The sequence below is a fragment of the Gemmobacter denitrificans genome (genome assembly GCF_036964905.1).
Lineage (GTDB): Bacteria > Pseudomonadota > Alphaproteobacteria > Rhodobacterales > Rhodobacteraceae > Gemmobacter > Gemmobacter denitrificans.
In genome coordinates this window covers 1-1,155 of the sequence record NZ_JBALHR010000049.1, presented here as the reverse complement: position 1 = coordinate 1,155, position 1,155 = coordinate 1, and the positions used below count along the sequence as shown (strand labels likewise).

1 protein-coding gene is annotated in these 1,155 nt (G+C 62.9%); it reads left to right on the top strand.

The annotated features are described in order from the left end of the window. A partial coding sequence (locus V6590_RS20765; RefSeq protein ID WP_335425619.1) for an IS256 family transposase occupies window positions 1-1,105 on the top strand: 1,105 nt, incomplete at its 5' end. Between the last annotated feature and the right edge of the window lie 50 nt (window positions 1,106-1,155).

The following is a 1,155-nucleotide window of genomic DNA, read 5'->3' as shown; positions in this document are numbered from 1 at the left end:
GACCGATGTCGAGGGCCTGATCGGTGCCGGTCGGCATGAGCGCAGCGGCGAGCGCACGACCTGGCGCAACGGGTATCGAGAGCGCGCTCTCGATACCCGTTTGGGCACGCTGAACCTGAGGGTGCCGAAGCTCAGACAGGGCAGCTACTTCCCGAGCTTCCTCGAAGCCCGCAAGACCTCGGAACAGGCCTTGGTGGCAGTCATTCAGGAAGCCTGGATCGGCGGGGTCTCCACCCGCCGGGTGGATGAACTGGTGCAGGCCATGGGTCTCAGCGGGATCTCGAAGAGCACTGTCTCGAAGCTCTGCAAGGATATCGATGAGAGGGTCGGGGAGTTCCTAAATCGCCCGCTGACCGGCGACTGGCCCTATGTCTGGCTGGATGCCACATACCTCAAAGTTCGCCAGGGCGGCCGCATCGTGCCGGTCGCGGCCATAATCGCGGTGGCAGCCAACACCGAGGGCCGCAGGGAAATCATCGGCTTGGGCATAGGGCCTTCGGAGGCCGAGACCTTCTGGACCGAGTTTCTGCGCTCTCTCCGCGCCCGTGGCCTCGGCGGGGTCAAACTGGTGATCAGCGACGCGCATACCGGTCTCAAGGCAGCTATTGCCCGGGTCTTCGAAGCGACCTGGCAGCGGTGCAGGGTTCATTGGATGCGCAACGCCCTCGCCCACGTCTCCCGGGGCCAGCACACCGTCGTCGCAGCCGCCATCCGGCAGGCCTTCGAACAGCCTGATCGCATCCACGCCGGGGAGACCTGGCGGAAGGTCGCAGAGCAGCTGCGCCCCCGATGGCCAAAGCTCGCCGACCTCATGGAAACCAGTGAGCACGATGTCTTGACCTACATGACCTTCCCCCGCCAGCACCGCACCAAGCTGCACAGCACAAATCCCATCGAACGCCTAAACAAGGAGGTGAAACGCCGATCCGATGTCGTCGGGATCTTCCCCAACGAAGCCTCGATCATGCGGCTGATCGGTGCCGTGCTCTTCGAGGCCAACGACGATTGGCAGACCTCAAGCCGCTACATGATGGTCGAGGCCTTCGCCCAAATCGACAAGGAGGAGATCGACCCCATTCTCAGCATCACAACAAAGGCCGCCTGACCATGACCTCAGGCCATCCAGTAATTTACACCAGATTGACGGACGTGACC